This is a genomic window from Alistipes sp. HGB5, assembly GCF_000183485.2.
GTDB lineage: Bacteria > Bacteroidota > Bacteroidia > Bacteroidales > Rikenellaceae > Alistipes > Alistipes finegoldii.
On record NZ_AENZ01000009.1, the window covers coordinates 53915 to 76262 of the forward strand.

19 protein-coding genes are annotated in these 22348 nt (G+C 60.6%); 4 read left to right on the top strand and 15 right to left on the bottom strand.

Annotated features, from left to right (window positions below; translation table 11 throughout):
* Window positions 1-5: 5 nt before the first annotated feature.
* The 3 genes from HMPREF9720_RS01475 to HMPREF9720_RS01485 all read left to right on the top strand — a co-directional run bounded on the left by HMPREF9720_RS01475 (window position 6) and on the right by HMPREF9720_RS01485 (window position 3113).
* On the top strand, window positions 6-1931 hold the full coding sequence (locus HMPREF9720_RS01475) for a glycoside hydrolase family 97 protein (RefSeq protein WP_009596323.1): 1926 nt from the start codon (window positions 6-8) through the stop codon (window positions 1929-1931).
* A 74-nt stretch (window positions 1932-2005) separates the two neighbouring features.
* Window positions 2006-2428: a LacI family DNA-binding transcriptional regulator gene (locus HMPREF9720_RS15555; protein ID WP_254654349.1), complete on the top strand. Its 423-nt coding sequence runs from the start codon at window positions 2006-2008 to the stop codon at window positions 2426-2428.
* Complete coding sequence (locus tag HMPREF9720_RS01485) at window positions 2319-3113, top strand: right-handed parallel beta-helix repeat-containing protein (protein WP_009596412.1); 795 nt, start codon at window positions 2319-2321, stop codon at window positions 3111-3113. The genes HMPREF9720_RS15555 and HMPREF9720_RS01485 overlap by 110 nt, the downstream gene beginning before the upstream one ends.
* A 116-nt stretch (window positions 3114-3229) precedes the next feature.
* Here the strand turns inward: HMPREF9720_RS01485 and thyA are convergent, their stop codons facing one another.
* From thyA to HMPREF9720_RS01505, 4 genes are all read right to left on the bottom strand, one after another.
* Window positions 3230-4129: a thymidylate synthase gene (thyA, locus tag HMPREF9720_RS01490; RefSeq protein WP_009596467.1), complete on the bottom strand. Its 900-nt coding sequence runs from the start codon at window positions 4127-4129 to the stop codon at window positions 3230-3232.
* An 82-nt stretch (window positions 4130-4211) separates the two neighbouring features.
* Window positions 4212-5021 (bottom strand): UDP-2,3-diacylglucosamine diphosphatase, encoded by an 810-nt coding sequence (locus tag HMPREF9720_RS01495; protein WP_009596335.1) that lies wholly within the window; start codon window positions 5019-5021, stop codon window positions 4212-4214.
* Window positions 5022-5075: 54 nt separating this feature from the next.
* Window positions 5076-6218 (bottom strand): TlpA disulfide reductase family protein, encoded by a 1143-nt coding sequence (locus HMPREF9720_RS01500; RefSeq protein ID WP_009596519.1) that lies wholly within the window; start codon window positions 6216-6218, stop codon window positions 5076-5078.
* 63 nt (window positions 6219-6281) lie between these two features.
* Window positions 6282-6968, bottom strand: a complete 687-nt coding sequence (locus HMPREF9720_RS01505) for a DUF4290 domain-containing protein (RefSeq protein ID WP_009596402.1) — start codon at window positions 6966-6968, stop codon at window positions 6282-6284.
* A 193-nt stretch (window positions 6969-7161) separates the two neighbouring features.
* Here HMPREF9720_RS01505 and HMPREF9720_RS01510 point away from each other — a divergent pair, with 193 nt between their 5' ends.
* Entirely contained in the window at window positions 7162-8301 is a 1140-nt protein-coding gene (locus HMPREF9720_RS01510) for a sigma-54-dependent transcriptional regulator (RefSeq protein WP_009596437.1), read from the top strand.
* A 58-nt stretch (window positions 8302-8359) separates the two neighbouring features.
* On the opposite strand, the gene HMPREF9720_RS01515 is transcribed toward HMPREF9720_RS01510, so the two are convergent.
* The 11 genes from HMPREF9720_RS01515 to HMPREF9720_RS01565 all read right to left on the bottom strand — a co-directional run bounded on the left by HMPREF9720_RS01515 (window position 8360) and on the right by HMPREF9720_RS01565 (window position 22346).
* Window positions 8360-9028: an HAD family hydrolase gene (locus tag HMPREF9720_RS01515; RefSeq protein ID WP_009596523.1), complete on the bottom strand. Its 669-nt coding sequence runs from the start codon at window positions 9026-9028 to the stop codon at window positions 8360-8362.
* Complete coding sequence (locus HMPREF9720_RS01520; RefSeq protein ID WP_039939546.1) at window positions 9025-10485, bottom strand: Na+/H+ antiporter NhaC family protein; 1461 nt, start codon at window positions 10483-10485, stop codon at window positions 9025-9027. Before HMPREF9720_RS01520 ends, HMPREF9720_RS01515 begins: the two co-directional genes overlap by 4 nt.
* A 63-nt stretch (window positions 10486-10548) precedes the next feature.
* Complete coding sequence (locus HMPREF9720_RS01525; protein WP_009596489.1) at window positions 10549-11646, bottom strand: SGNH/GDSL hydrolase family protein; 1098 nt, start codon at window positions 11644-11646, stop codon at window positions 10549-10551.
* Window positions 11643-12962 carry an alpha amylase family protein gene (locus tag HMPREF9720_RS01530; protein WP_009596368.1) on the bottom strand — a complete coding sequence of 440 codons (1320 nt, stop codon included), beginning with the start codon at window positions 12960-12962 and terminating at the stop codon, window positions 11643-11645. Before HMPREF9720_RS01530 ends, HMPREF9720_RS01525 begins: the two co-directional genes overlap by 4 nt.
* Window positions 12963-12975: 13 nt before the next feature.
* Window positions 12976-14835, bottom strand: coding sequence for an FAD-dependent oxidoreductase (locus HMPREF9720_RS01535; RefSeq protein ID WP_009596380.1), 1860 nt, complete (start codon window positions 14833-14835; stop codon window positions 12976-12978).
* A 10-nt stretch (window positions 14836-14845) separates the two neighbouring features.
* Entirely contained in the window at window positions 14846-16276 is a 1431-nt protein-coding gene (locus HMPREF9720_RS01540; RefSeq protein WP_009596341.1) for a calcineurin-like phosphoesterase C-terminal domain-containing protein, read from the bottom strand.
* Window positions 16277-16293: 17 nt separating this feature from the next.
* Window positions 16294-17457 carry an AGE family epimerase/isomerase gene (locus tag HMPREF9720_RS01545; RefSeq protein WP_009596356.1) on the bottom strand — a complete coding sequence of 388 codons (1164 nt, stop codon included), beginning with the start codon at window positions 17455-17457 and terminating at the stop codon, window positions 16294-16296.
* A gap of 21 nt (window positions 17458-17478) precedes the next feature.
* Complete coding sequence (locus tag HMPREF9720_RS01550; protein ID WP_009596413.1) at window positions 17479-18873, bottom strand: sugar porter family MFS transporter; 1395 nt, start codon at window positions 18871-18873, stop codon at window positions 17479-17481.
* Window positions 18874-18882: 9 nt separating this feature from the next.
* Window positions 18883-19980, bottom strand: a complete 1098-nt coding sequence (locus HMPREF9720_RS01555) for a DUF4434 domain-containing protein (protein WP_009596353.1) — start codon at window positions 19978-19980, stop codon at window positions 18883-18885.
* Between the two features lie 6 nt (window positions 19981-19986).
* Window positions 19987-20922, bottom strand: coding sequence for a DUF4434 domain-containing protein (locus HMPREF9720_RS01560; RefSeq protein WP_009596508.1), 936 nt, complete (start codon window positions 20920-20922; stop codon window positions 19987-19989).
* 23 nt (window positions 20923-20945) lie between these two features.
* Window positions 20946-22346 (bottom strand): DUF5009 domain-containing protein, encoded by a 1401-nt coding sequence (locus HMPREF9720_RS01565; RefSeq protein ID WP_014775730.1) that lies wholly within the window; start codon window positions 22344-22346, stop codon window positions 20946-20948.
* Window positions 22347-22348 lie beyond the last annotated feature (2 nt).

Genomic DNA, 22348 nt, shown 5'->3' on the forward strand with positions numbered 1-22348 from the left:
GCAACGTGAGAACAACAGCATTTTTCGCCTTCATGGCCCTTCTGTCCGCAGGCTGCGGCGGCACCGCACAAAAAAGCCCTTCGGGCAACATCCGGGCAGAGGTATTCGCCGGCAAGGAGGGGTTGTACTACACCGTAACCCACGACGGCCGCACGGTCATCGACACCTCGGCCTTGGGCATAACCATCGACGGCACAGAGCTGTTCCGCGATGCGGCCCTGCGCCCGGCAGGCACACGGAAAATCGACGAGACCTACTCCGTCACGGGACGCAAAGCCGTATCGGAGGGGCGGTGCAACGAATACCTCTTCGACGTGACGCACCGTCCTTCGGGCTATAAATACCGGCTCCAGACGCGTCTCTACGACGACGGCTTCGCCTACCGGTTCGTCCTGCCGGGAGACGGCACGCGGACCGTCAACGGGGAAGCGGCCCAATGGCGGCCGCCCCACCAGAGCAGGGTCTGGTTCGCCGAGCGGAATTCCGGGTGGAAACTGCTCACCTATGCCGGAGAGTGGATATCCACGACGGCCGACAGCCTGCACATCGTCTCCCGGCAGGGACCGGTGCAGACCATGCCGCTGCTCTACCGAACCCCCGACGAATACGTGATGATCGCCGAAGCCGCGCTGTACGACTACAGCGGCATGCGTTTGCGCGCGGAACCCGGAGCCAGCCTGCGGGCCGACTTCACCGAACAGGAGGGATTCGAGCTGTCAGGCGACATCGTCACCCCGTGGCGCGTCACGATCATCGCCCGCGACCTCGACGCACTGGTAAATACCGACATCATCACCAGTCTCAACCCGGCTCCCGACCCGGAACTGTTCGCCGACACGTCGTGGATCGTCCCCGGACGCTCGCTGTGGAGCTGGTGGAGCGGCATCGACGGCGGCTTCATGACCCTCGAAGGCGAAAAGCGGGTGATCGACACCGCAGCATCGCTGGGCATCGAGTACAGCACCGTCGACGACGGGTGGGAAGAGCGTCCCGACAAATGGAAATTCCTGCACGAGCTGGCCGGATACGCCCAATCCCGCGGCGTGGGGCTGTTCGTATGGCGCCATTGGGAGAAACTCAACGATCCGGCGGACGACTACCGCCAGATGCGCGGCTTTCTGGACTCGGTCGCGGCGATAGGCATAAAGGGCGTCAAGGTGGACTTCATGAACGGCGAAGGCATACGCCAGATCGACTTCAACACCCACCTGCTCAAAAACGCGGCGCGGCGCAGGCTGATGGTCAATCTCCACGGCTGCCAGAAGCCGACGGGCGAAATCCGCACCTACCCCAACGAAATCACCCGCGAGGGCGTGCGGGGCATCGAACTCAACCGCATCACGGCCAACTACGAAAAGCGGATGCGGGACGAAGGCCGCACCCCCGATCCGGACCGCTACGTCCCCGGCGACGAAAACCAGAACATTCCGGCCAGCCACAATGCGGCCCTGCCCTTCACGCGCGGCGTACTGGGCGCCGCGGACTACACTCCGGTCGCGTTCACCATGCCCGGCGGCACGACGGCCGCCCACCAGCTGGCGTTCGCGCTGCTGCTCGACTCACCGCTGCTGACGATCGCCGAAAATCCGTTCGTCCTCTCCGGCGACGAGCGTTACCGCCCGGCGCTCGACATCATCCGCCGCCTGCCGACGGTATGGGACGAAACGGTCGTACTGCCGCAAAGCGAAATCGGGCGGCTGGCCGTCATCGCCCGCCGCAAGGGCGGCACGTGGTACATAGCCGGTGTGAACACCGCTCCCGCCGCGGTGACGATTCCCGCCGGATTGATCCCCGCGACGGCCCGAAAGGCGCAGATCGTCCGCGACGCGGCGGACGGTTCGCTGCAGACGGCCGAAGTCGCACTGCCGGCGCCGGAACCCCTCGTCATGCAGTTGCCGGAGAACGGGGGATTTATCGTCGTGCTCGAATAATCTTCCGGGAAGCGGGAATCTTTTATTTTTTGTAAACTGTAAAAAAAATACTATTTTGCGTGAAAAAGCTGGAAATGATAAAACATGCCACGATAAAGGATCTCGCCCAAGCTCTGGGCATATCCAAATCCACTGTTTCACGCGCTTTGGCCGATCACTCCGACGTCAAGCCGGAGACCAAACGGCTGGTGCTCGAAATGGCCGAAAAGATGAACTACCGGCCTAATCCGTACGCCCAGAACCTGATACGCAGACGCTCGAAGGTCATCGGCGTCGTCGTACCCGAATTCGTCAATTCGTTTTTCCCGCGCATCATCATCCAGATACAGAAGGTCTTCGAGAAGGAGGGATTCAACGTCCTGATCGAAGAGTGCGTTTTTCGAGAACATGCTCGACGATGCGACCAACGTACACGGCTCCTACGTCCGCGTGACCGGCATCACGGCGCCCGATCAGGTCATCGCCCGCATCAACCACCCCCAGCAGGCCGGGTATGAGTTTGCCGGAAAGGGCGACGAAATCGACGTCGTGGACGCGGAGACCCTGCTTGCGAAACACACCCTGCGGGTGAAAAAATCGGAACGCATCAACGCCCATTACATCCGGCTGACGTTCACCGCTCCCGTCGAAGGCCGACTCACGGTCGGCGACGGGCTGGAAAACATGTCGTGGTACCCGGAACTGATCTTCCGGAACAACGTCGTGCGCAACAACCGGGCGAGAAGCATTCTGGTCAGCACGCCCCGGAAAGTCGTCGTCGAGGGCAACACCTTCTCGTCCATGATGTCCGCCATTCTGTTCGAGGGGGACATGGACCACTGGTACGAATCGGGAGCCGTGCGCGACGTGACGATCCGCAACAACAGGTTTCTCGACGGCACATACGGCGGCGCCGATTTCCCGACGATCTTCATCAACCCGCACCAGAAAAAAGAGGTTCCGGGCCATCCCTACGAACGCAACATCACCATCGAAGGCAATCTGTTCCGGACCTTCAACGAGCAGCTGCTCCGGGCGAAATCCGTCGGAGGACTGATTTTCAGAGACAACACCATCGAATTATCGGAGAAGTACAAGCCTTACAACGACCTCCCGACGATCGACATCCGCAGCTCGCAGCAGGTCGTCATCGAAAACAACCGCTACAAGAAGCCGGGGAAAATCAGCATCGTCCGGAAATAACGGTCAGCGAAACAGTCAGCGAAAACAGGCGTCCCCTTTGCAGGGACGCCTGTTGTTTTCGGTTCCGGCGGATCAGCACGCAAGTGATTCGCCGCCCCTGCCGGGAGCGAAAAGCCTCAGAACGACATCGGCGCCTTGATCGCCGGCCACGGATCGTAGCCTTCGAGCGTGAAATCCCCGTAGCGGAAGTCGAAGAGCGACTTTACGGCAGGATTGAGCCGCATTACGGGCAGCGGACGGGGTTCGCGCGCAAGCTGTTCGTCCACCTGCTCCAGATGGTTCAGATAGAGGTGCGTGTCGCCGAGCGTATGGACGAATTCGCCGGGCTGCAGGCCGCAGACCTGCGCCGTCATCAACGTCAGCAGGGCATAGGAGGCGATATTGAACGGCACGCCCAGAAACGTATCGGCACTGCGCTGGTAAAGCTGGCACGAGAGTTTTCCTTCGGCCACGTAGAACTGGAACAACACATGGCACGGCGGCAGGGCCATATCCTCCACCTCGGCGACGTTCCATGCGGAGACGAGAATGCGCCGCGATTCGGGATTGCTCCTGATAAGCCCGACCGCCTGCGCGATCTGATCGACGACGGTACCGTCGGGCTTGGGCCAGCTGCGCCACTGATAGCCGTAAACGTGGTTCAGGTCGCCGAACTTATATCCTTCGACCGGCGATTCGACACCCTCCTGCGCCGCCCGCAGAAACGTGTCGCGATCGACAGGCAGCACGCCGTGGCGCACGCAAAGCTCGTTGTAATAGCGGAATGCGTCGTTATCCCAGATATGCACCCCGTTGTCCACGAGGTATTTTATATTGGTATCGCCGGCCAAGAACCAGAGCAGTTCGTGGATCACGCCCTTCAGAAATACTTTTTTGGTCGTCAGCAGGGGAAAGCCCTCCGCCAGATCGAAGCGCATCTGATGTCCGAAGACGCCTTTGGTACCGGTGCCGGTACGGTCGCCGCGCACGACGCCTTCGGTCTTGATCCTGCGCAGCAGATCGAGGTATTGTTTCATCGTTCTTCTTTAATAGACATTTTTTTCCGCTCAAATAGACATTTCTTCCGCGCGGAGCAGCGGGCCGCCCCGCGCCCCCGCACTAACGGAACGCTTCGAGCCTCCTCAACGTCATTTCGCCCGACGCGTCCAAAACGGCATAAGAGGGATACTGTTCCCAGCAGCCGAGGTTTATCACATGCAGATTCCCCTCGCGGAAGTCGCGCGGGAAGTGCATATGCCCGAAAACGAAATGATCGACATCGTGCATGGCGGCATATTCGCGGGCGTATTGGATCAGCGGCTCGGTAAGCGAGACGTCGAGGGTGTCGGCGGCGTGCGACTTGCGCGACTTGCCGCTCCACCAATGGCCGAAACGCATCGCCCAGTCGGGATGCAGCAGCCACGAAAAGAGCCAGCGCAGCGTCCGCGAACGAAATACGGTGTTGAGCAGTTTGAGCACCGGCTGTCCGTCGATCTTCATGTTGTCGCCGTGGGCGATAAAGAGATGTTTGCCGTTCAGGCAGAGCCGCTGCGGCGAAGTGTAGACTTCGACGCCGCATTCGCGGGCGAGGTAGTCGCCGACCCACATATCATGGTTTCCGGTAAAAAAGACGACCCGCACGCCCCGGTCGGTCAGCTCGGCCAGCTTGCCCAGCGTCCGCACGAAGCCCTTCGGCACGACCTCGCGGTATTCGAACCAGAAGTCGAAAAGGTCGCCGACCAGAAATATCGACTCCGCATCCTTCGCCGCATCGTCGAGCCAAGCCACGAAACGGCGTTCGGTTTCCCCGGCGAACGCCTCGCCGCCTGCGCCCAGATGGATGTCGGATGCGAAATAATGGTTCATAAATCGTTCTAAACAATTGACCGAATCCCCGTTGCCGGGGACTCGCACGGCAAAACGCCGCATTTTCCGAGGTTTGTCCGAGCGCAGCCGGAAAGCATCCGGGATTCGGACACGCCCCTATTTCGTCAGTTCGTCGAGCTTCCGCTCAAGACTCTTGCCGTAAATATCCTTGGCCACGATCGTGCCCTCCCGGTCGATCAGGAAATTGGCCGGAAGTTTCTGCACGTTGTAGAGCCGGGGCGCCGTCGAAGCCTGACCGCGCAGATCGCTCACCGAGATCCAAGGCAGCTGCTGCTCCTGCACGGCGGTGATCCAAAGGGGTTTCGACGAATCGACGGCCACCTGATAAACCTCGAACGGCGTCGGAGCGTCGGCGTATTTCTTGTAGACCTCCTTCAGCTCGGCATTGAGCGTATTGCTGTTGCCCAGTTCGGCCGACCAGAAGTCCAGCAGCACGACCTTGCCCGTCAGCGACGAGAGCCGCACCTTCTTGCCGTAAATGTCCGAGAGTTCCAGATCGGGATACCCCGCTTCGGAGATGCGCGACGTCAGGCTGATGCGGGCGTCCATGCGCGTAATCTCGGCCAGCAGCGACTGCAGGTAAGGCGAATCGGGATAGGATTGTTCGAGCGCTTCGGCCACCGTGCGGTAATAGACCACGTCGCTGTCACCGTTGAACAGATAGGTGTCGCCCGGCAACCGCTGGTACAGGGCGTAAACCGCCGCCAGCGAAGACTTGTTTTCGATGATGAAGCGCAGCTGTTCGCGGCGGATGCGGTAGTATTCGTCGGTATACTCCTTCACCAGCGCCTTGCGCTCCTCTTCGGAGAGGTTCGTCCGGGCGAACTGGCCGGCGATGTTGTCGAGCCGCTGGGCGCCGCCGACGAAAGCCTGATAGAACTGCCGCAGCAGCTCGGTCTCCTTCGACCCTTCGACCGTATAGTTGCGGATGAAACTGCCCACGGAATTCACGGACAAGCGGTCGCCGCCTGCCAGAAAGAGCGGAATACGTTCGCCGTTGTAAATTATATTGTAAAGCGAAGGCGTCCGGGTCACGCCCTTCAGCTCGAAACGGTAATTACCCTCCTTGTCGAGCACGGCCGAGTCGATGACCGACTGCGACAGGGGAGACACCTGCTCCAAGTAAACATTTTTGGCGTCGTTGCCGACGATGCGGCCTGAAATCTTCACCTTCGACGACTGGCAGGCACACAACATGACGGCCGCGGTCAGGGAGACGAAAAGCGTTTGTTTGTTCATTAATCTCACGTTTCTGCAGTAAAATGCTCACAAATATAGCAAATTTCCGAAAATACGCACCTCTTATTTCGACGAATTGCGGTGCGGACCGTTGTTTTTCGAAAAATTGCGGTTGTGCTGCTGATTGCGGTTTTTCTGCTGACGCTGCTGATTGCGCTGCTGGGGACCTTTCTGGGGACGTGCCGTAAAGTGCTGTTTATAGTCGCTTCGGAGATTGTTTAAAGCAACTTCATCTATTTCAATAGCACCCCCGGACATGCGTTTGATGTCTTTAACGATCACTTCGTTGTTGGGATGCTCCTGATTGTATTCGTAGCTCTTCGAGCGCATGTACCGGGCCAGATTGTCCACCGTGCGCGACACCTCCCTGCGGTCCTTGTCGCCGGCCAGACTCCCGATCATCCGCTCGACGTATTTGCCGTAGTGCTTGAAGGCGATGCGTCCCTGCGAATAGGCCATGCGGCGCGGCGCGATAGTCAGTTCCTGACGGGTCGGCTGCGGATAGGGCGAATCCACATCGAGCTGGAAATCAGACATGATAAAGAGGTGATCCCACAGCTTATGGGTGAAATCGGCGGTATCGCGCAGCAGCGGGTTGAGATTGCCCATCACGGCGATCACGGCACGGGCCTGACGGTTGCGCTCGCGGCGGTCCTCGATCAGCTGCAGCGAGTCGATCATCTCCTGAATATGCCGTCCGTATTCGGGCAGGTACAACTTGCGTCGTGTGTAATTGTAATTCTTTTTCATATTGTAATTGTGGTCCTCGGCACTGTTGCAAAACGGCCGCCGGAGCGTCCGGCGGGGTTGTCGCGATGGACCGATTCAAGACGTTTTATCCGACTCTCCACCCTGTTCGGCAAGGCCCCTCAAGATTGGTTTTGCACCGCAGAAAGTCATAACTTTGGGACAAAAGTAGGTAAAATTTCAGTAAAAACAAGCTATGGCAAAGGTTTTAATTCTGGACCAATCAAAAAGTATGCGAAACACGCTCCGCGAGCGTCTCGAATTCGAAGGCTTCTCGACCGAAGCCGCCGAAGATGAGGAGGCTGCATCGACGATGTGCGAGAAAATACCGTTCGACGTCATCCTTTCGGACCGGGGCTGCAAGATTCCCGACGCCGGAATCCCGTTCATCGTTCTTTCGGCGGAAGCGTCGATCGACTCGGCGGTCGAAGCCGTACGCAACGGTGCGCAGGATTACCTCACCAAGCCCATCGACATGAACCGCCTGCTGCAGTCCATACACCGCACCATCGACAACCCGGCGCCCGCACCCGCCTGCGCACCCGCGGCAGCTCCCGCACGCCGCTCGCGCCGTTCGCGCAATATGCATACGGAACAAATCATCGGCACCTCGCCGCAGATGGAACACGTACGCCAGCTGATCGACAAGGTGGCGCCGTGCGAGGCGCGCGTACTGATCACGGGCGAAAACGGCACCGGCAAAGAGCTTGTCGCCCGCTGGCTGCACGCCAAAAGCTCGCGCGCCGCGGCGCCGTTCGTCGAGGTGAACTGCGCGGCCATCCCCTCGGAGCTGATCGAAAGCGAACTCTTCGGACACGAGAAGGGTGCCTTCACCTCGGCGATCAAACAGCGCAAAGGCAAATTCGAGCAGGCCGACGGCGGCACGCTCTTCATGGACGAGATCGGCGACATGTCGCTGGCGGCGCAGGCCAAGGTGCTGCGCGCGCTGCAGGAGAACAAGATCTGCCGCGTGGGCAGCGACAAGGACATCGACGTGGACGTGCGGGTGATCGCCGCCACGAACAAGAACCTGCGCGACGAGATCACGAAGGGCAACTTCCGCGAAGACCTCTACCACCGTATCGGCGTGATCGTGGTGCGCGTTCCGGCGCTGCGCGACCACGCGCAGGACGTCCCGCTGCTGGCCGACCATTTCATCCGCACGATCTGCGCCGAATACGGCATCCCGCCCAAACGCATCGAGAGCAACGCCCTGCGCGAACTGCAGGCGATGCGGTGGAGCGGCAACATCCGCGAACTGCGCAACGTCATAGAGCGGCTCATCATCCTCAGCGAAGAGCGCATCACGCTCGACGACGTGAAGACCTACTGCTGAAAAAGCGACAACCGGCCCTTACGGACCGGTTGTCGCTTTTTCGAACCGAACTGCCCGATTACAGCAGATCGAGGATTTCCGCAGGTTTATCGACGATATGAGCGGCTCCGGATTCGACAAGCTCTTCCCGATCCCGAAATCCCCACGTGACGCCCACCGAGCGTACGCCCGCAGCCGCGGCGGTCTGCATGTCCACGCCCGAATCGCCGACGTAGAGCACCCGCTCCTTCGCCGCGCCCGTCAGCGAGAGAATCTCCTCCACCACGGCCGGATCCGGCTTCAGAGGCACCCCTTCGCGCTGGCCGAAGACCGCGGCGAAAGGAACGTCGGGGAAAAACAGCCGGACGAGTTTCTCGGTGCCCGCCTGAAATTTGTTCGACGCCACGGCGATACGCACGCCGCGCCGCACGAGTCCGGCGACCAGCTCCGGAATCCTGTCGTAAGGCTTGGTGTAGGCGTCGATATGCTCGGTATAGTATTTCACGAAATCGGCGCGCACGGCCGCTACGGTATAGGGCGTGCGAAGCTCTTCGGGCAGCGCGCGCTCCACGAGCCGCATGATGCCGTTGCCGACGAAATGGCAGTACTCCTCGTAGGAGTGCTGCGGAAGGCCGCGCAGGGCCAGAACGGCGTTGCAGGCGACGGCCAGATCGCCGATCGTATCGAGCAGCGTGCCGTCGAGGTCGAAGATGACCAGATCGGTATTTACAGTCGTTTCCATAATCATTGTCTGCGGCCGGCAGAAGATGCGGCCTTTTTGATTTTCCAGCCGAGAGCCGCCACGCACAGCGACATCAGCGGACTGACGATATTGAAGATACAGTAAGGCATGTAGACGAACGTCGAGACGCCCAGCACCGTGGCCTGCGTCATGCCGCACGAGTTCCACGGCACGAGCACCGAACAGACCGTCGCCGAATCCTCGACCGAGCGGCTCAGCAGACGGGATTCCAGCCCCCGTTCGGCATAGAGTTCCCGGAACAGACGGCCCGAAAGGATGATCGAGATATACTGGTCGGCGGTGCAGAGGTTGAAGAAGATTCCGGCCCCGACCGTCGAAGCCACGGCCGAGAAGCTATGACGGACGAATTTCAGGAAAACGGCCGTCAGCGAACCCAGCATGCCGCTGCCGGTCATCACGCCGCCGAAGCACATGGCGCAGATAATGAGCCATACGGTATTGAGCATGCCGGCCATGCCGCGCGTGGCCACCAGCTCGTCGAGCTGCGGGCTTCCGGTCTCCAGCGCCGTAGGCCCGAAACAGCTCATCAGCACGCCTTTGAATCCCGACATGAAGTTCAGCCCTTCGACTCCGGCCACCCTCACCACCAGTTCGGGCTGCGCCAGCAGCATGGCGACGCAGGCGAAGACCGCGGCGCAGAAAAGCGTCACGATGGCCGGAAGTTTCCGCACGATCAGCACGCCCGTCGCCACGGGCACCAGCAGCAGCCACGGCGTAATGCGGAAAGCGCCGCGCAGCGAATCGGCGTAAAGTTCGGCATGCGCGCCGCCGGTATGGCTCAGCGTCAGCCCCGCGACGACGAAGACCGCCAGCGCGACGACGAACGACGGAACGGTCGTGTAAAGCATATAGCGGATATGCGTGAAGATCGGCACGCCGACGGTGGACGAAGCGAGCACCGTCGTATCGGAGAGCAGCGAAATCTTGTCGCCGAAATAGGCCCCCGAAATGATCGCGCCCGCGATCCACCCTTCGGGAAAGCCCATCGCCTGCCCGATGCCCATCAGCGCCACGCCGATCGTGGCGATCGTCGTCCACGAGCTGCCGGTCATCAGCGACACGCCGGCGCAGATGACGCACGAGGCGACGAGAAAAAACGAGGGATGCAAGATTTTCAGCCCGTAATAGATCATCGTCGGCACCACGCCGCTCACCATCCACGATCCGGCGATGGCGCCGATCAGCAGCAGAATGATGATGGCCGACGCCGAGGCGCGTATGTTGTCGATGATCGCATCTTCAAGCACCGACCACTTGCAGCGGTAGATGCCGATCGAGAGCATCACGCAGACCGACGTGGCCGAGAGCAGCGCGATCTGGCTTCCGCCGTTTATCGCATCGCCCCCGAAACAGCGGATGACCACATATAAAAGGAGTGTCAGCACTGCGAGCGGCAGCGCCGACACCCATGCCGAGGGCAATTTGTTCTTGTGAGATTCCATAATTCGCTACTCCGTTCCTAATCGGGGACAAAAGTAGCAAAAAGCCGCGATACGGCCAAACGCCTATTCGACCGGTTTGATCTCCGCCTCCCATCCCGTCAGCGTCGAAACGTAGGGGATCAGCAGCATCGCCATCTTGCGCTGGCCGGCGTAATTGGGATGGGCCGACGATCCGAGCTCGCTTCCGTCGTTGCAGTAGCCGGGCAGGATGGCCGCGAAATGGAGGTTCGGCACGACGGCGGACTGACACAGGTCGCGGATATAGGTGAAGGCCGGTTCGCTGACGCGCGGCGCCACGCAGAGGATCGGCATTTCGTCGCCGTAGGCGCCGCGCAGAGTCTGCAGGATGCGGGTGTAGGCGGCCGCAAACTCATCGCGCGAAGGATGCGGCAGGGTCGAGAAGTCGTTCGATCCCAGATTGATGACGACCAGATCGGGACGGTACGGCGACGCCGCGAAGTCCCACGCCGGTTCCGCCGCCTCGTCGAACGTATTGGCGATGCGGTCGGCCATCGTATTCTGCGAAGTGGTGTTCTTATCGCCGTAATTGCGCGCCGCGCCGCGTCCCGAATGGGCGATCAGCGTATAGTCGGCGCCGAAATAACGGGCGATGATGCAGGCGTACGCCTTGTTGCAGTTCTCGGTCTGGGGTTTGAACGGCTCGTCCTTCGAAAGCCCCTCGGTCCCGTAACCGCAGGTCAGCGAGTTGCCGATAAATTCGATATGCCGTCCGGGCGCGGGCGACGCAGGCAGCAGACGTCCTCCCCTGTCGAGCAGGAAGGCATGGATCGTCGTACGCCCCTGCTCGCCCTCGGTGCGCTTCTGCATCCGCACGGTATGTTCGCCGCGGCCCAGCTTCTCGGCCAGCACCACGACCGAATCCGTCCCGAACGTCGTAACGACGCCGGCGTCGCGGCCGTCAACGGTCAGGTTGTAGTAGTTCTTTTTCGTATCCGAAACGCGCATGGCCAGCGAACCGCCCGTAAAACGGCACTCGAAGCTGGTTCCGCTCCAGTCGAAACTCACGTCGCCGCCGTTTGTCTGCGTACGTCCGACATAGCGCACCTCGGACGACGCGGCGGGCGCTTCCGTCCGCTTCTGGGCGGAAACGGCACCGGCGCACAACAGCGCCAGCACCGCAAAAATCAGCCGTCTGCTCATTGCTTCGCCTCCGCTTCATAGGCGCTGACGGCCCGCTGCAGCGGTCCCCACCAGTCGCGGTTGATGATATGCACGATGTCGAACACCATCAGTCCGTCCGATTCGCGGAGATTCATCTCCACGGCCCGCTTGAACTGGGTCGTATCGCGTTTGTAGTCCTCGACGTACATCCCGCCGAAGAAGGGTCTGCCGCCCAGCAGACGGCGCGAATAGCGGCACCCGCCCTCGACGCTGAGGTGGTCGCCCTTCGACATTTCGCTGTCGGTCTCGTTCTTATGCAGGCCGTTGCTGCGACGGTACTCGTCGACGGTCACGTTCCAGTAATAATTGCCGTTGGTGAAGATGTCCAGCAGTTCGGCATATCCGTAATTCTTATAGCCGGGCGTGGCCCATGCGAAATCCTGCGAAGGATCGTACGTATTGCTGGCCCAATTGACGCCCACTTCGAAATAGGACGGGTACCACGCACCCGTATAAGCGCCGAACTTCAGGCCGGGCTTCACGGCTTTCAGCTCCTCTTTGGTGCGTTTGAAGAAGTCGTAGATCACCGACGCGCGCCACTCGATCCACTGCTTGAAATAAGGGCCGTCGATGCGTTTCCAGCCGCCGTCGCCGTCCTCCTCCCACGTATAGATATCCTCCGGGAAACGATCCAGCTTTTTCCCGATATAAGCCTCGAATTTCCCGCGTGAGAAATCCGAGAAGTCGGACTGGATATTGTCGTAGCGGCCGCGGTCGAGCAGCAGACCGTCGAAATCGTACTTCTGCGCCACTTCCTTGAAAATGGCGATTTCGTGATCCTGAACGGCCGGGAGCGCGGGATTGGCGAACAGCACCTTCTTCTCCGGAATCTCCAGCTGGGGGACCAATCCCCTGCCGGGAATATAGTTCACGGCCTGCCATTCGGGATGCCCGTCGTAGATCAGTCCGCGGCGGAATACGCCGTTGCCTTCGGCAAAAGTGTTGAACGAACCGTAAATCTCCAGTCCGGCATCGTGCGCAGCTTCGACGAAAGTACCCACGAAATCGAAATCGGGGCGGGCAAACCCTTTCCACTCCCGGACTTGGGGCGCATGTTCGCTGGGATATACCACTTCGCTCGAAGTGCCCTTGACGTCGAGCACCAGCGCCGTCATGCCGGCCTCCCGGCACTTGTTCACATAATAACGGATCGAATCGGGGTAACTGAAGCGCACCCAGTTGGCCGAACAGTCGAGCCACATCAGTTTGGGTTTCACCCCCTCGGCGGCACTCCGGCAGCCGGTCGCACCTGCCGCGGCAAAGGCCAGCAGGCATACAGTCAGCAGTTTTTTCATGAAAAATTAAAAGCTATTTTCGTTTGTAGTTTCCGTAAATATCGACTTCGTCCGCATGGAAAGGATCGGCCACCGCGTCGATCAGCAGCGCGCATTCGAGCCGCGTGAGCGGACGCGCCGGATCGTAACCGGACAGCAGTCCGGCGGCGGCACGCTCCGTCCGCGCCGCAACATCCCCGGCCGGCTTGCCGAGCGCTTCGGCCAGCATCGCCGTCAGGAGCGCCCCGTCGACCGGCGTTTCCAGAACGGAGGGCCGGACCGACGGATAGACTTCGCGCAGCCCTTCGCGCAGTTCGGATTCCGCGATCGTCCGATCGGCGTCGAACCAAGTCTGGTTCTCCCAGCCGACGTTGGCTCCGCGCCCCTTGAGGATTCCGGTCACGCCGATCCGCTGCATCGCCCCGAAGCGCGGATCGTCGGCCGGCAGGTCGAGGTACGGCAGCAGGTAGCCGCCCGCATCGAGCACCGCCTCCTGCACCCTGCGCACCGCGACTTCGGACGGATCGACGCCCGCCGCCGCGGCCAACGCCGCCAAGGCTCCCGTTGCCTGCCCGATCTGCAACACGACGGGTTGCAGGCGCGTGGAGCCGTTGACGAGGTTGGTTACCGAGACCGATTTTTCGGCTACGAGCAACCCCGGAAATCCTGCGGGGATCACGATGCCCAGCGGAAAACCGTACGAGGGGATGGGATGGAAATAGAGGTCGGGCAGGTCGTCCCAGCCCGAATAGCGGGTATGGTGCTGATCGACCGGATAATCGCCCACGCCGACCGCCGTACGATAAAGCGTTCCTGCGTAGGGGTCGGTAATGTCGTTGAGCGTAAACCGCACGACCCCGTGAATGCGCCGCGATTCGCGGTGATAGGGAATGAACGGCAGCCGGTCCTCCGTAGGAAACTCGTCGTCGGCCAATCCCAACGTATTGAATCCCAACTCATGCTGGAGGAAATAGACGAATGACAGCGTATGATTCTTGGCCCTGCGGACGGCGTCGGCCCGCTCTTCGGGCGTCATGTCGATCATGTCCACGTAGTAATCGTTGCCCTCGATCGGCCAGTTGATCATGTATTTGCCGTCGGGCAGTTTTCCGTAGGTAATCATCATCTCACGGGACCACATGCGATGCGGTTCCTTCGGAGCGATGCAGAGGTCGTTCACGCAGCAGCAGGCGAAAAGCGACGGATCGTACCCGTCGGGCCGCGGAATCGTGACGTCGCGGCCGTAATCCTTCAGTACGGCGACGTAGGTCAGGTCCTGCACGATGCCGTTGGCTTCGGCCGGGGCGATATCCTCGTGCGTGACGGCCGACGAATCCATGCCGACGTCATAGGGGACGCCCGCCATCCGGGCGACGTCGCCCAGCTCCGTCGCATCGACGAGCACGCCGGCTTCGACCTGCCGGAGCCGGCCGTCACGCCGGACACCCAGCCGCCATACATCCTTCCCGCGTTCGGCCGTCTCGGCCGCCGAACGGTACCACACGGTGAGGTTCGGTTCGCGGGCGACGAGCCGTTTGAAAATACTGTCGCCCACCGAAGGTTCGAACATCACGTTGCTGACCCACCCCGTTATCAGGGCCGAATCGCAGCCGTAATGCCGGGCCAGCTCCGTCCGGAACTCGTCCCAGATGCCGCCGCGCAGGCGGTAATTGCCGTCGGTGGCGCTCACGCCCGCCGAGGTGAGCATGCCGCCGAGCCAGTCGAACTCCTCGACGATCAAGGTTCGCGCCCCCATGCGGGCCGCCTGCAGTCCGGCCGCCGTTCCGCTCGCTCCCCCGCCGACGATCACCACGTCGTAACGCTCGGCGGAACCGCACGCAAACAGCCCCAAGCATGCCAGCAGCTGCAAATATTTCAGTCCGGTAAATCTCATATTCGGTCGTTTATTTCAAATCGGCTGCGGCCCGACTGATCCGCCCGAAGCGGTCCGTAGCCGACACCTCGACGCGCTTCGCCCCTTCGGGCAGCGCGACGCGGTAATAGTGGTCCGAAATCGAAGGGTAAATCCATTTGTGGTCCATCTGACTGGTATCGGAGTACATCTGTTTCGCGGCGGGATCGTAAGCCTGAAACCGCTCGGCGGGACCGCACGGCACGCCGTCGATCGTAAACTGAACCTCCCACGCCGGGTCGCTGGCCCAGACGTTGGCCACGGCATACCCTTCGAACTGGGGATATTCGCGACCGCTGTAAATTTTCATCTGGTAGTCGGCCGGATAACCCGTCGATTTGTAATACCAGTCGATCCGGTCGCCGTTCACCTCATAGACGCCGTACCCGGCGGGCGTGCCGTCGGTGCAGAGCGGCCCCTGCCACCATGCGCCGCTCAGGGCGGGTGTCACATGCTCGTAGAGGCCGGGCGCGATCGGCTGGTTGAAGGTCGTATGGGTATGGCCCGAAATGATATGCGCCCGGTAGGGTTTCAGAATTTCGTAAAGCCCCCTGTGGTTGGTCATCGTCGATCCGGCGCGGTCGTAGCGGAACTGCTTGCGGTCCTGCTCCTCGCAGGTCGAAGGGATATGCAGGCAGACGACCACCGTCGAACCGGGCTGCACGCGGGCAAGGTCCTTTTCGAGCCAGCGCATCTGCCGCTCTTCGAGATAGCCGATGTAAAAATAGTCGCGCCCGATGAAGAAGTTGTCGTCGAGCACCACATAATGGATGCGTCCGACGTCGAACGAATAGTAGACCGGACCGTACATCTGCTCGAACTTCGAGAAGGAGGTTTCGTAAGAGCGTCCGTAGACCTTCATGTCATGGTTGCCCATCGCGTTGCGGAACGTGATTCCCGTACGCTCCATCACTTCGTTGTACCGGCCGTAAAGCGAATGGTCGTGCGACACGATGTCGCCGCAGCAGATGCCGTGGAAAGGCATGCCGCCGTAACTGCGGACCGTGGCGGCGATGTCGTCGGCCGCCGCCGCGAGTTTCGCAAACTCCTTCGGCGCCCATATCTGCGGATCGGCGATGGCGATGAACCCGTAACGCGAATCGTCGCCCGCACGGCGGAGCAGCGTAAAATCGCAGGATTTGCCGTCGGCCGGCAGCGGGTGAAAATAGCGCACCACGCCCTTTTCCACCGGAGCGTCGTAGCCCGCAGGTACGCAAACGAAGACGAAGCGGTTGTCGGCGCCGGCCTGCAGTCTGTAATTTCCTCTTTTGTCGGTGCACGCGAACTCTTCGCCGTCGGAGACCCAGACGCCTTCCACGCCCCGGCCGCCGCAAAGGACGCGCCCCTTGACCGTGACGCTGCCCGCGGCCCATGCGCAGGCGCACCACAACGACAACAGAATTGTCAGTAAATATCTTTTCATCGTTCCGTATTTTAGTTCTATTTGCATTGTTCGAGAATCTGCCAGCACTGGAACAGCCCGCGCGGCACATGGAAACATCCCTTCCACTTCCCGCCCTTGAGCGGCAGCAGCACCTCGCCGCGGCGGTTCAGGTAACCGAACCATTCGGGATGCTCCGTGTCCTTGAAATGCGCCCACGTATATTCGTGCAGTTTCCCGAACCACTCCAGACACTCCTTCGATCCGGTCAGCTGATAGCCCTTGATCATCGCGATCGTCGATTCGATATGCACCCACCAGAGCTTCTGGTCCCATTCCAGCTCCACGCGGGGCGCGCCCTTGCGGTCCAGAAAATAAAAAATGCCGCCGTACTCCTTGTCCCAGCCGTATTCGGCGGTATTGAGCGCGATTTTCACCGCTTTGTCAATCAGCGCACGGTCGTCGAGACGCACGCCGAGGTTCATGATGAACCACATCGCTTCGAGCGAATGTCCGGGATTCATCTGACGGCCCTCGAACGTATCGGAAAGCCGTCCGTCCTCCGTGACGTTCTCGACGATCAGCCCCAGCTCTTCCCGGTAAAACACCTCCATCACTTCGTGCAGGCACTCCCCGATGGTGTCGGCCAACAGTTGTTTGTCGATCATCGGCTCGATCTCCAGCGCCATGTTGCAGAGGATCATCGGCAGGGCGAAGCTCTTGAGCGAACGCGTTCCGGGATAAGCCTTGCACCACTCGCCCTTGGGATTGGCGCGTTTCTCCAGAATCCGGTCGAAAGTCCGCTTTGCGATCAGGGCGTACTCGTCGCTGCCCGTCGCAACGGCGACCTGCGCAAAAGCCATCGCCGCGAACGTATAGGAGAAAATATTATAGGGCTGCACCAGCGGGCGGCCTTCGCGCGTCAGCGCAAAATACCAGTTGTAGTTGCCGTCGTGGCCGTATTTGCGCAGGAACTCAGCCCCCTGCACGGCGCATTCGAGCCATTCGGGGCGACGCTCCACCTTGTTATAGAGCATGGCGAACATCCACACTTCGCGCCCCTGCAGCCAGATGAATTTGTCGGTATCGTAGACGCTTCCGTCACGATCGAGACACGTAAAATAGCCGCCGAATTCCCTATCTTGCGATTTTTCGAGCCAGAAAGGCAGTACGCCATCCAGCAATTCGGTTTTGTACTGTTCCGCTAATCTTTTGAAGTCCATAATCTTATCTGATTTATATTGTTATCTTGTCCAGTATCGTTCGATCTCTTCGAGCGTGCGGCCCGACGTCTCCGGCACCGCCTTCCATATCAGCAGCATATAGGGCACGCACATCGCGGCAAAGAGGAAAAAGGTCCCCGCCGGCGTCAGGTTCGCGAGCATCCACGGCGTAAGCTGCCCGACCAGATAGGTCCCCACCCAAAGTGCGAAACCCGCGATCGACATCGCCGCGCCGCGCACACGAATCGGATACATCTCCGACAAAAGCACCCATACCACGGCGCAAACGGAGATGGCGCAGCAGAAAATATAGCACAGGAACGCCGCCAGCAGTACGCCGTCCGGCATCCCCGACCGCTCACCGGTCAGGAAACAGGTCCCGATAAGCAGCAGCGACAGCACCATACCCGACACACCCCAGTAAACCAGCTTCTTGCGCCCTACGCGGTCGATGATCGCCAGCGCCAGCACCGTCGTAAGCATATTGACCGCTCCGACCAGTATCTGGGCGAACAGCGAGTCGCTGCCCGACCATCCGGCCCGCTCGAAAATCGACGGCCCGTAGTAAAGCACGGCATTGACGCCCATGAACTGTCCGAGAATGGCGATCGCCGCACCGACGAGCACCGCCGTCCGGATGCCTTTCGACAGCAGGAGCCGCCACTGCGGGGCCTGCCCGCCGCCGACGGCCGTTTCGATGGCCGCAAGTTCGGCGGCGGCTTCCGCCCGGTCGCCGTTGATGCGGCCGAGCACACGCAGGGCGCGGTCCGTATGTCCGCGCAGCGCCAGCCAGCGCGGACTTTCGGGAATAAAGAAGATGATGACGAAGAAAACCAGCGCCGGAAGGGTTTCGGCTCCCAGCATGCCCCGCCACACTTCATCGACGAAGATCCGCTGCATCCACGCCGTTTCGAAACCGGCGGTCTGTCCCATGCGGAGCAGCAGGTAATTGACCGTATAGGCCGCCAGAAATCCCATCGTGACGGCCAGCTGGTAAAACGACACCAGCATGCCCCTACGGCGCGCCGCCGACACCTCGGAGATGTAAAGCGGCGAGACGACCGAAACGACGCCGATGCCCAGCCCGCCCACGATCCGGTAGACGACCAGTTGCGTGAAATCGGCGCAAAGGGCGCACCCCGCGGCCGACACCGTGAACAGCACGGCCGAGACGAGCATCGTCCGCCTGCGGCCCAGCCGGTCGCTCAGCACGCCCGCACAGAGTACGCCGGCGATCGAGCCGGCCAGCGCACACCCCACATACCACCCCTGCTGCAGGCTGTCCAGCCCGAAGCGGGCCGTCACCAGCTCGACGGTGCCGGAAATCACGGCAGTGTCGTACCCGAACAGGAGTCCGCCCACGGCCGCCGTGACCGCAAGAAAAAGCATGTAGGATATGTTGCCGCGCCGTTTCATGGAGTATATTTACCGTTTCCGGTAAGGGTTGTCGATTTTAAAATAATCGCAGTAGCGATCGTAAAGATGTCCCGCCTGCGGATAGGCCGAATTGGGACTCATGAAGTGCGAGAATTCGAACGTGATGACGTTCCGCATCCCGGCCCGCCGTGCGGCGTCCAGCTTCAGCAGCAGCTTCTCCCACTTGATCGGCAGGAAGCGGATCGGCATGTCGCGGTCGAACGACTCGATGTTGGTCCAGCACTCCATGCCGTACTTGTCGGCCAGCGCCTTGTTCACCACCAGATAGTCGTACAGCTCGTGGTAATCGACCTGCCCGTCCTGAAACGCGAGGATGTCCACCGCTCCGGCGACATTGCCCAGTATCTCGTTCCACTCGCGGCGGTGCTCTTCGACCGAAAGGGCCTTGTCGCCCGCCATCACCTGATCGGTCTTGACGCCGTGGATGTAGGGTGAGATCATCGTTTTCAGACCGCCCGAAACCGCCTTGGCATGGCGGCCCACTTCCGCATAGATGCGCGACATGTTCTTGGTCCGGCGGCTGATCTCCTGCGAGAGATACCACCCCTGAAACGACTCGTGGTGGCCGTATCTGGCCCACACCTCGTCGATCAGTTTCAGGTTCAGGTCTATCTCGCGCTGGAAGAGGCCCTCCTGCCAGTATTTGCCCGAATCGTACATGCCGAAATAGAACGCCATATCGTATTTGTCGGCCAGCGTAAGGAACATCTCCACCAGATCGACCGGGGGATAGTACACCTCTTCGCTTTCGAGCAGGCACTCGAACGGCGCGGCGATCCACCGTCCCAGCCCGGCGCGGATCAGCACCACGGTGTTGATCCCCATGTTTTTCATCGCCCGGAAATCGGCGTCCCACTCCCTGACGCCCCAGTTCTGGTGGGGAATGTCCCAGCTCACCTCGTCGAGGAACGTCGCACGAACGGGAATCGCTTGGAGAATGCCTTCTGTTCTGAAATCGTCGTCCGACAGGCCGCAGGCCGCGTCGCCGCCCGCCGCACCCTTCGGGGAGCAGGCCGCCAGCACGACTGCGATCAGCACGGCCAACGCCGCCGCCAAACCGCCCGGTTTAGGGTAATGTCCGTTCATCGGTCTCTATTCCAAGGTTTTCAGATACTCCATATAACGGTCGTACAGGTGCCCCGCCTGCAGGTAGGCCGACTGCGGACTCATGAAGTGCGAGAACTCGAACGTAATGGCGTTCTGGTAACCGGCCTGAGCCGCCAGCCCCATCTTGAGCCGCAGTTTCTCCCATTTGATCGGCAGGAACTTGATCGGCATGTCGCGGTCGAAGGTCTCGGAATTGGTCCAGCACTCCAGCCCGTAACGGTCGGCCAGTTTCTTGTTGACTTTCAGAAAATCGACCAGCTCGTCGTACTCCACATGGCCGTCCTGAAAGGCGACGATATCCACGGCGCCCTTGATTCCGGCGAAGATGGCATCCCACTCGCGTTCATGGCTTTCGAGCGTCACGACGTTCTGCTTCGAAGTCGAAGCATTGTATTGGCTGACGTTCTTGCTGCCGTCGATATAAGGGGAAATCATGGTCGGCAGACCGCCGGAAACCTCCTTGCAATAGCGTCCCAGACTCGCATACAGATCGACGATCTTGCCGGTATTGCGGCTGCATTCCTGCGAAATATACCAGCCCGCAAAGGATTTGTAATGTCCGTAACGGCTCCACACCTCGTCGATCACGCGTTTGTTCAGCGCAACCTCCTGTTCGTATTCGCCGCGGTCCCAGTACTTGCCCGAATCGTAGAGTCCGAACCAGAAGTTCATGCCCCACTTGTCGCTCAGGCGCAGGAACATATCGACCAGATCGACGGGCGGTTCGTAACACCCCTCCTCGGCCGTGAGCACCCGCGAGGGAAAAGTCTGCCAGCGGCGGTAGCCGCAGCGGATCAGGATCACGGTGTCGATGCCGGCTTCGCGCATGTAGCCGAAGTCACGGTCCCATTCGGCTTCGCCCCAGTTCTGATGGGGAATATCATGACTGATTTCGTCGAGAAAAGTTCCTTTTATTCGCATAATTCATTTATTTAAATTTCAAATCAGGTTCTCCAAAAAAGCCTGCGGTTCGTAAAAAAGACCGTAACGGCCATGACCGCGGCCGTGACCAGCACGCCCCGCACCACGCCCATCCACGGGCATAGCTCGGCAAAGGTCTGTAAATAAGGCGCCAGATGCAGCAGCGTCAGCAGGGGCATGATGAGGAATCCGGCCGCCGTATAGGCCACCATCGGATTCTGCCCGCATTTGACCAGCGCCGAGAAACGCACATTCAGCCGCCGCATCGCGATTCCGGCGGCGATCAGGACAAACGAAGCCAGCCCGGAGGTGACGAAAAAATAGCTGAACGTCGCGTAATCCTTCTTGATGCCCCCTTCGAACGCCTCCAGCGCCAGTCCCAGCATCAGCCAGAAAAATCCCCAGCCGAAAAGCGAACCATGCAGTCTTCCGGTCGCCGAGCCGTCCCCGCGCAGCAGACGCCGGAGCAGGAGACAGATCAGGACGCCCGCCGCGAGATTCACGACCAGCTGCCGCGCGAAAAGCCCCCACATATTCAGGCATATCAGCGTCACGAGCAGAACGAGTATCCAGACCTCCCGCCGCCGGGACGCCCCCGGCGCATCTTCGCCGCTCTGCGTCATCCATTCGTAGATACGGTCTCCCGCAATCGTGCCGGGAATGATGATACAAAGGTATTTCAGGTAGTCGAAGCGGAAAAGCCACGGCGCAGGCGACCAGTTCCACAACGCCTCGTTCCACGAACCTTCGACGCCGCTGCCCAGACGCAGTGCCGCCAGCAGCGCCAGCACACCCAACCGCGCCAGCAGGTTGTTCCGCGTGTAGAGCCACACCAGACTGCCGAACAGCGCCATATTCGCAAGGACCAGAATGATGACGTCGCTCCGCTCCGCCGAGACGGGCAGTCCCCAGATCCACCGGGCGGCCGCCAGCAGGGCGGCGATGCCGGCGACGCCGGCCAGACAGACCATGCGGTTCTGCCGGTCCGAAAGCCGGCCGAAGCGCATGAAAAGCGCACAGAAACAGCCCCAGCCCGCCAGTTGCAGCAGCGAGGAGCCCCATCCCGGCAGCGTTCCCGTCACTCCGGAACGCAGGTTGGCGAGCGCGATGGCGAAAAGCGCCAGCAACGCCCACCTGCGCGCCACGACCGTCAGGATCAGCGCCACCGATTCGCCCCGCTGTTCCAGCCGCCGGCGCAGGGCCAGCGGGAAAGCGGCCCCCATCGAGAAGAGGAAAAACGGGAAGACCAGATCGACCCACGTAATTCCCGGCACCGACGGGTCGAAGCGGAACGACGGCGGCGGCACCTGCGCATGAAACAGCCACGCAGGAAGTTCGGCGTGCCACAGGATCTGCCCCGACAGCACCATTCCCACGATAGCCAGTCCCCGCAGCAAATCGACCGTATAAGCTCGTTTTTCCATCT

What these genes read in the sequence shown, in the direction of transcription:
- HMPREF9720_RS15555 (WP_254654349.1), top strand. Translation starts at nt 2,006, where the DNA reads ATGATAAAACATGCCACGATAAAGGATCTCGCCCAAGCTCTGGGCATA.
- HMPREF9720_RS01485 (WP_009596412.1), top strand. Translation starts at nt 2,319, where the DNA reads ATGCTCGACGATGCGACCAACGTACACGGCTCCTACGTCCGCGTGACC.
- thyA (WP_009596467.1), bottom strand. Translation starts at nt 4,129, where the DNA reads ATGAAACAATACCTCGATCTGCTGCGCAGGATCAAGACCGAAGGCGTC.
- HMPREF9720_RS01495 (WP_009596335.1), bottom strand. Translation starts at nt 5,021, where the DNA reads ATGCGGCGTTTTGCCGTGCGAGTCCCCGGCAACGGGGATTCGGTCAAT.
- HMPREF9720_RS01500 (WP_009596519.1), bottom strand. Translation starts at nt 6,218, where the DNA reads ATGAACAAACAAACGCTTTTCGTCTCCCTGACCGCGGCCGTCATGTTG.
- HMPREF9720_RS01505 (WP_009596402.1), bottom strand. Translation starts at nt 6,968, where the DNA reads ATGAAAAAGAATTACAATTACACACGACGCAAGTTGTACCTGCCCGAA.
- HMPREF9720_RS01510 (WP_009596437.1), top strand. Translation starts at nt 7,162, where the DNA reads ATGGCAAAGGTTTTAATTCTGGACCAATCAAAAAGTATGCGAAACACG.
- HMPREF9720_RS01515 (WP_009596523.1), bottom strand. Translation starts at nt 9,028, where the DNA reads ATGATTATGGAAACGACTGTAAATACCGATCTGGTCATCTTCGACCTC.
- HMPREF9720_RS01520 (WP_039939546.1), bottom strand. Translation starts at nt 10,485, where the DNA reads ATGGAATCTCACAAGAACAAATTGCCCTCGGCATGGGTGTCGGCGCTG.
- HMPREF9720_RS01525 (WP_009596489.1), bottom strand. Translation starts at nt 11,646, where the DNA reads ATGAGCAGACGGCTGATTTTTGCGGTGCTGGCGCTGTTGTGCGCCGGT.
- HMPREF9720_RS01530 (WP_009596368.1), bottom strand. Translation starts at nt 12,962, where the DNA reads ATGAAAAAACTGCTGACTGTATGCCTGCTGGCCTTTGCCGCGGCAGGT.
- HMPREF9720_RS01535 (WP_009596380.1), bottom strand. Translation starts at nt 14,835, where the DNA reads ATGAGATTTACCGGACTGAAATATTTGCAGCTGCTGGCATGCTTGGGG.
- HMPREF9720_RS01540 (WP_009596341.1), bottom strand. Translation starts at nt 16,276, where the DNA reads ATGAAAAGATATTTACTGACAATTCTGTTGTCGTTGTGGTGCGCCTGC.
- HMPREF9720_RS01545 (WP_009596356.1), bottom strand. Translation starts at nt 17,457, where the DNA reads ATGGACTTCAAAAGATTAGCGGAACAGTACAAAACCGAATTGCTGGAT.
- HMPREF9720_RS01550 (WP_009596413.1), bottom strand. Translation starts at nt 18,873, where the DNA reads ATGAAACGGCGCGGCAACATATCCTACATGCTTTTTCTTGCGGTCACG.
- HMPREF9720_RS01555 (WP_009596353.1), bottom strand. Translation starts at nt 19,980, where the DNA reads ATGAACGGACATTACCCTAAACCGGGCGGTTTGGCGGCGGCGTTGGCC.
- HMPREF9720_RS01560 (WP_009596508.1), bottom strand. Translation starts at nt 20,922, where the DNA reads ATGCGAATAAAAGGAACTTTTCTCGACGAAATCAGTCATGATATTCCC.
- HMPREF9720_RS01565 (WP_014775730.1), bottom strand. Translation starts at nt 22,346, where the DNA reads ATGGAAAAACGAGCTTATACGGTCGATTTGCTGCGGGGACTGGCTATC.